Here is a 6,133-nt window from a genome sequence, read left to right on the forward strand (position 1 = left end):
AAGGAGATTTTTTAAATGGACAAGTTAAAAGATGTAGTAATTGTAAGTGGTGTAAGGCTTCCTGTGGGAAGCTTTGGAGGCAGCCTGAAAGATTTTTCTGCAATTGATATGGGCGCTATGGTAGTAAAAGAAGCTGTAATCCGTGCCGGTATCCAGCCCTCCGATGTAGATGAAGTTATCATCGGACAGGTGGGAGAAGTCGCTGAAAATGGTTTTGTAGCAAGAGCAATCAGCCTAAAAGCCGGAATGCCAAAAGAAACCACTGCCTATTCTGTCAACAGACAATGTGGTTCCGGCCTTCAGTCAATTGCCGATGCCGTGATGGAAATACAGACCGGATTTGCGGACGTTGTTGTTGCCGGCGGAACAGAAAGCATTTCTCAGCTTCCTTATTATATAAAGGATGCCCGCTGGGGAGCACGTATGGGACATAAAGTCTTTGAAGATGGTGTAATTGATATTCTCACATGGCCGCTGGATGGAAACCACAATGGAGTAACTGCTGAAAACGTAGCATCAAAATACCATGTCACACGCGAGGAGCAGGATAAGTTTGCACTCCAGAGTCATCAAAAGGCCTGCAAGGCAATCCGGGAGGGAAAATTTAAAGATGAAATTCTTCCCGTCGAATTAAAAGATAGAAAGGGAAATATTACTATTTTTGATACTGACGAAGGCCCCAGAGAGGGTCAGACAATCGAAAAGCTCTCAAAACTTCGCCCATGTTTTGTAAAAGGAGGCACTGTAACTGCCGGTAACTCCTCCAGTCTAAATGACGGCGCTGCTGCTGTTGTGGTTATGTCCAGAGAAAAAGCTGAAGAATTAGGTGTTTTTCCAAAATTAAAAATAGAAGGTTATACTGTCGCAGGATTTGATGCAGAACTTATGGGATATAGCCCTAAATTCTCCAGCGAACAGCTGGCAGCTAAACTTGGAATTGACTTAAAGAACATAGATATGTTCGAAATCAACGAAGCCTTTGCAAGTCAGGCGTATGCGGTCAGCAGGGACTTGGGCCTGGATATGGAGAAAGTAAATATTTATGGCGGCGGAATTTCTATCGGACATCCAATCGGAGCTACCGGAGCCATATTAACAGTTAAAGCTTTGTATGAATTAATGCGCTCAAATAAAAAGAATGCCATGATTAGTATGTGCATTGGCGGCGGACAAGGAATATCAATGTATTTTACTAAATATTGATAAATCAACTTTCCCAGCTGATATCTTCAAACTTAGCCTGAATAAATAAGGCTGACCATCCAAGAATTAAAAGGGTTAAAATTACGGCTCCACAATTTCATATATTTTTGTGGGGCCGCAACTTTATATATATTTTATGAGTATAACTTTATCAGAATCTTTTAAAGTAATGAGATTGTCATACAAGCATATCACGAAAAGAAGCGAAACATCAACACATCGTGAAACATTTAACCTTAGTGGGTTTCTCCCATAACAGCACTGATGTCTTCTGTATTCTCCAGCACGGCTTCCATCTCATACTCCAGCGCCTGTGCGATTATTTCCGCCGATATGCTCGGTGTGCCGTCCGGCATTCTGTAACTGTCTGTTCAAATGTGCACTGGCACACAGATGCAGATATGAGTTCTGGCCGTCTCATCGGCGACCTCACTTGTATATGCCACTGTGGTTATCCACGGAAAACGAATGGACGGATACCTGTGGGCAGGGTCAAATGCGAATGGAATCCAATAGTTAATCATATCTTTGTAGTAATTTGCAGGGAAAAGCTTCGGCATCCAACCATGGGCAAACTTTTCAAACTGTCTTGCCCACTCCTTATTCCAGCGTGTGATTTCGGCATCCTCTGCTATGCTGTCTGCTATAACATCCTCCATTTTCTTGTTGACCGGATAATTACTTTTATATGCTTCATCCGACACGGTTCAGAAATATCCGTACAGCAGAGATATCCCATATGCGCTCTCTGAATACCTAAAGCCTCCGTCAGCATGTCCTCCGCAGGATATAACTCCTGCAGATACCGGATAGGCGATCATACCATTGATCCGGATTTCCCCCAACATTATTATAGGAAGGAGTTGCTCCGTCTTCATCTGCCCAGTCTGTGACTCCCGGAGGCAAAAATGGCTTAAATCCAATCTCAAGCCTGTCCGCACCGCAATTTTGAAGCAACACAGGCACAACCTCTTCCTCCAGCCAGGAGTATCCCTGTTTATATGCACATAGTAAAAAAAAATTGTCCCCTTTCCCGGCCAGGAACTTCCTTAAGTTCTTTGAATAAACGTTTTCTATATATTAGTAAGGTTGGAGGCGAAAGTCAATAATTTCGGGGGTTTTTTATAAATATTATAAATATCCTATTAAAATGAATTGTAACTATTTAAGAGAAGGTATCTTGCAATTTATGAGTACAAGCAGGAAAGCTGGCCATAAATGGCCAGCTTTCCTGCTATGATTCAAATTGTCCTAATATTTTGTATAAAGTTTTATATAACATTTGTATTTCTTCCAAATCCAGTTTCAGACAGCTTCCGATATGTTTCGGTACCTCAACTGCCTTTTCCCGCAGTACCTCGCCAGCCTTTGTCAGAGTGACATTCAACACTCTTTCGTCTTCTTTTGCCCTGGACCGCTCAACCCAGCCTTTTTGCTCCAGTTTCTTCAAAACCGGTGTAAGGGTTCCTGAATCCAGATAGAGGTATTTCCCCAGTTCTTTTACGTTCACCTGCTTATGCTCCCACAGAACCATCATGGTAATATACTGGGTATAAGTCAAATCCAGTTCATCCAGATATGGTTTATACAGCTTTACAATTTCCTTTGAGCATGCATACAGTGGAAAGCATAACTGGTTCTCTAGTTTTAAAGCATCATATTTATCAGACATTTATCCTTCTCCATTGGCCTTTCATTTACAGGACATCATGCCTGTCATTTTTATAATAATTTCTCAACTTCTTTTTCTACATCAGAAACGTCTGTTGTAGGTTCAAATCTTTCTACAACATTGCCCTGCTTATCAATTAAGAACTTTGTAAAGTTCCATTTAATATCGGGGTCATCCTTGTAATTTGGGTTAGCTTCCAACAGCATCTTATCCAGAACAGGTGTCAGCTTATGATCCGGGCTAAATCCTGCAAATCCTTTTTGTTCCTTTAAATATTTATATAATGGAAGTGCATTATCTCCGTTTACCTCAATTTTAGAAAACTGCGGAAAGGTAACTCCAAACTTCAGAGAACAGAAGCTTACAATTTCCTCGTTGGTTCCCGGCGCCTGACCGCCAAACTGGTTGCAGGGGAAGTCTAATATCTCAAAGCCCTGATCTTTATATGCTTCATACAATTTCTCAAGTTCTTCATACTGAGGGGTAAATCCACATTCTGTTGCTGTATTTACTATTAATAAGACTTTTCCTTCATAGTCCTTCAGGCTGATATTATTTCCTTTTATGTCTTTTGCTTCAAATCCATAAATACTCATAGTATGTTCCTCCTGTTCTTCCTTTGAAATTCTCTTTATCTGCAACTGTTCTTACCCCGCTGTTGAACCGGTTATACTGCGGGCAAATTCCTGTACTGCCTTTAAGTCTTCCTCACCAGGTCTTCCTTTATGCATTATTTTGAAGCTCCCCCTGCAGTGGAATTCCTGCTCAGCCAGTAGAATCTGTTTTGGTTCCAGCAACTTCTTAATTTGGTTGTACGTGGATGAAAGCAACGCGGCAGTACTAAAATTAACTACCTTTTTAACATTCTCTTTGTTCAATGCCGTAACAAATCTCTTCACAGCATCGTCAACACCTGCCGCGTACACTGAACTACCAAGGAACAAAATATCCACAGGCTCTGTGAGCGGCTGGTCAACAGTCTCTGCCGGAACGCCTGTCACCTTGCTAATTGCATCTGCCAGTTTCTTTGTATTGCCAGTTTTAGAATAATAACGAATTGCTATTTTCATTTTGTGTCTATTGTTCCTCCTTTTGATTATATTCGATTAAATTGCCCACAATCTTTATACTTAGAATATAACACAGTGTCTTTTGATCTGTCAATACCTTTTCAAATAAGGTGCTCCATTAAAAATTGTATTGTTACTGTTCACACCCGCATAAACCCCAAAAAATCTCTTCGTTAAAATGACGAAATTTATTTTTTTCAAAATCACCTGATGTGGATGCTGTAAATACATTCAGGAGAAGAGGTGGATAACTCTTTCTCCTGGCGTATTTTTTTACCTTTTACTTCCAACTCATTCTTAAAGTACTATTCTTTTGAAAAGATATCTACATTTTGCTTCTTTACCTCCCTGATTTATCCGAGTTATCCACAGTCAAAATGACGAAGACATAAAATCCCGACATTCGCCAAAATCTCTGTATTCTGGTAAAATAGAAAGAAAAAGAGAGGATGTCTTATGAGCTCAAAATCGGATAAACAACGGCTCACTCTTGACGAACTGCTTGATACATTACAGGCACAGATTACAGAGCAGAGCAAAATCATGGATATGCAGGAAGAAACTATCCGTGTTCTGGAAGAGCAGAACCGCCGCCTGCTTGACATGCTGGACAAAGTCATTCATCCACAGTAACGGGAGAGAAAACCTTTATGAACCCTTCTTTTGAATACATCACCCATCTTGAATATCGATTAAAAGCATCCCAGGCGGAAGTTCGGGCATTCCGGTCTGGAAAAAAGTTCCAGGATATCCAGGAGATGCAGAGAAAAGAAAGAGAAGTTCTGGAACGGGAACTTCGTGCCCTGAAAAGAGAACTCATGAAAGCGCATCAGGAGACAAAAGAAGTTCGGAATCAGTGGTTTGAGGTTTTTGAAGACCTCCAAAAAGAACAAGATCGGAAAGAGAAGGCTCTTCGTTACTGGTTAAAACAGATGGAAAAAAGAGCTTTGAAAGCAGAGGAAAACTATGGGGATGCACAGGACAAAATCAAAGAGCTGCGCCATGGTTTTTATGAGGTAGCAGCTGCTTTAGAAGAAGAAAAAGGGAAGAACCTGAAATTAATGGCACAGGTTTCTCAGGATTTTGAGAACTCCTCATTTCCTTCTTCCAGCCAGAAAATCCGGAAAAAGAAGGTTCCGAACAACCGAAAAGTAACTGGGAAACATCCGGGCGGACAGCCGGGACATACCGGACACCGCAGAAAAAGACAGACTCCCACCTGCCCGTCTGTACTTTTACAACCAGACAGAGAGATTCTGAATGATCCTGACTTTAAAAAGACAAATCACACCATCACAAAACAGCTTGTAAACATCAAGATGGTACTGGAAGTCACAGATTATTATGCAGATGTCTATCGGAATTCGAAAACAGGAGAAACCTATCATGCCGAATTCCCTGCAGGTATTGTCAATGACGTAAACTATGGGGGCAGTATCAAAGCATTCCTTTTCCTGCTTAATAATGAATGCTGTACTTCCATAGACAAAAGCCGAAGATTTCTTTCGGATCTAACCGGAGGAAAACTCCAGATTTCCAAGGGTATGGTCAATCAACTCAGCAGGACTTTTGCACAAAAAAGTAAAGTGGATCAGCAGAAAGCTTTCTCTGAGCTGCTTGTTGCACCGATCCTGCATACGGATTGTACTAACGCCCGGGTTAACGGAAAAAACGCCTATGTGTTTATCTGTGCCAAACCAGATGGACAAGCTTTGTATACAGCCAGCGAAAAGAAAGGGCATGAAGGAGTAAAGGGAACCCCGGCAGAGCTTTCCCATGGGATTTTAATTCACGACCATGAGTTGACATTTTATAACTATGGATCCAACCATCAGGAATGTCTGGCTCATGTTCTGCGTTACCTGAAAGGGAGCATGGAAAATGAACCAGACCGAGTCTGGAACAAGCAGATGCATACGCTGATACGGGAAATGATCCACTATCGAAATGGACTGGATCCCGGATGTGGCTGTGATACAGCAAAGGTCGCGGAGTACGAAACCCGTTACCGTAAAATTTTAGAAAAGGCAAAGGAGGAATACGAAGAAATCCCGTGCAATGATTATTACAAAGAAGGATACAACTTTTCGAGTGGTAGTGTCATAAATTTTGTGTCTTTGGTAATAAATGGATCCAATCTGGAAAGAATTAAATATGAATATTCTTATCAGAGAGGAGCCTATTATTA

The 6,133-nt window shown here is 41.3% G+C and carries 8 protein-coding genes; 3 read left to right on the forward strand and 5 right to left on the reverse strand.

Annotation, left to right across the window (positions count from 1 at the left end; all coding sequences use genetic code 11):
• The first annotated feature begins 15 nt into the window (after nt 1–15).
• A complete protein-coding gene (locus tag EDD59_RS11415) occupies nt 16–1,203 on the forward strand; it encodes a thiolase family protein (protein WP_132381947.1) in 1,188 nt (395 codons plus the stop codon).
• A 371-nt stretch (nt 1,204–1,574) separates the two neighbouring features.
• Here the strand turns inward: EDD59_RS11415 and EDD59_RS11420 are convergent, their stop codons facing one another.
• From EDD59_RS11420 to EDD59_RS11440, 5 genes are all read right to left on the reverse strand, one after another.
• Entirely contained in the window at nt 1,575–1,862 is a 288-nt protein-coding gene (locus tag EDD59_RS11420) for a M14 family metallopeptidase (RefSeq protein ID WP_165920921.1), read from the reverse strand.
• A 109-nt stretch (nt 1,863–1,971) separates the two neighbouring features.
• Nucleotides 1,972–2,163 (reverse strand): hypothetical protein, encoded by a 192-nt coding sequence (locus EDD59_RS11425; RefSeq protein WP_132381951.1) that lies wholly within the window; start codon nt 2,161–2,163, stop codon nt 1,972–1,974.
• Between the two features lie 274 nt (nt 2,164–2,437).
• Complete coding sequence (locus EDD59_RS11430) at nt 2,438–2,875, reverse strand: MarR family winged helix-turn-helix transcriptional regulator (protein WP_132381953.1); 438 nt, start codon at nt 2,873–2,875, stop codon at nt 2,438–2,440.
• A 50-nt stretch (nt 2,876–2,925) separates the two neighbouring features.
• The gene (locus EDD59_RS11435) at nt 2,926–3,471 is read right to left on the reverse strand and encodes a glutathione peroxidase (protein WP_132381955.1); all 546 of its coding nucleotides are present in this window, start codon (nt 3,469–3,471) and stop codon (nt 2,926–2,928) included.
• A 51-nt stretch (nt 3,472–3,522) separates the two neighbouring features.
• Entirely contained in the window at nt 3,523–3,945 is a 423-nt protein-coding gene (locus EDD59_RS11440; RefSeq protein WP_132381957.1) for a flavodoxin family protein, read from the reverse strand.
• A gap of 456 nt (nt 3,946–4,401) precedes the next feature.
• Between EDD59_RS11440 and EDD59_RS17815 the strand changes: the two genes are divergently transcribed.
• A complete protein-coding gene (locus tag EDD59_RS17815) occupies nt 4,402–4,578 on the forward strand; it encodes a hypothetical protein (RefSeq protein WP_165920922.1) in 177 nt (58 codons plus the stop codon).
• A gap of 17 nt (nt 4,579–4,595) precedes the next feature.
• A partial coding sequence (locus EDD59_RS18155; protein ID WP_243117412.1) for an IS66 family transposase occupies nt 4,596–6,133 on the forward strand: 1,538 nt, incomplete at its 3' end.

Origin of the sequence: Muricomes intestini (assembly GCF_004346165.1) — a bacterium.
GTDB lineage: Bacteria > Bacillota > Clostridia > Lachnospirales > Lachnospiraceae > Muricomes > Muricomes intestini.